Genomic DNA, 512 nt, shown 5'->3' with positions numbered 1-512 from the left:
TCACCAAAGCGCTGCGCATCACCGGTTCACCGGACACATCCGCGGTGGTCGGGCACATAGAGTTCCTCAGTGCGCCCGATCGCCCGGCAACAGAACAGGTAGCAAAGAACATGAGCACACCGTGAAGTCCCGATGACAATGCGTCATAGCTAAACCCGAGGCGCGGCCCCACGACTGTCGCCTCATAGACAGGAGATGTAGTGGCAGGTAAGGCCCGCGTACACGAGTTGGCTAAGGAACTCGGTGTCACCAGCAAGCAAGTTCTCGCCCGGCTGAATGAACAGGGCGAATTCGTAAAATCCGCATCGTCGACGGTTGAAGCGCCGGTGGCTCGCCGGCTTCGCGAGTCCTTCGGGGGCGGCAAGCCCGCACCCCAGAAGGCCGCCGCGAAGCCCGCTGCAAAAGGGGAGGCCAAGGCACCTGCCAAGGCCGACGGCAGCTCGCTCGACCAGGCCCTCGACAACGCCATCGGCAGCGCGGGCGGCAACGGCGAAGCGGTGGCGACCCCCGCC

At 64.5% G+C, this 512-nt stretch carries 1 protein-coding gene; it reads left to right on the top strand.

Annotated elements, in window-relative coordinates:
- Positions 1-200: 200 nt before the first annotated feature.
- A partial coding sequence (locus A5688_RS05895) for a translation initiation factor IF-2 N-terminal domain-containing protein (RefSeq protein WP_207546609.1) occupies positions 201-512 on the top strand: 312 nt, incomplete at its 3' end.

The sequence above is a fragment of the Mycobacterium mantenii genome (assembly GCF_001667865.1).
GTDB classification, from domain to species: domain Bacteria; phylum Actinomycetota; class Actinomycetes; order Mycobacteriales; family Mycobacteriaceae; genus Mycobacterium; species Mycobacterium mantenii_A.
This window is presented reverse-complemented; position numbering and strand designations above follow the sequence as displayed.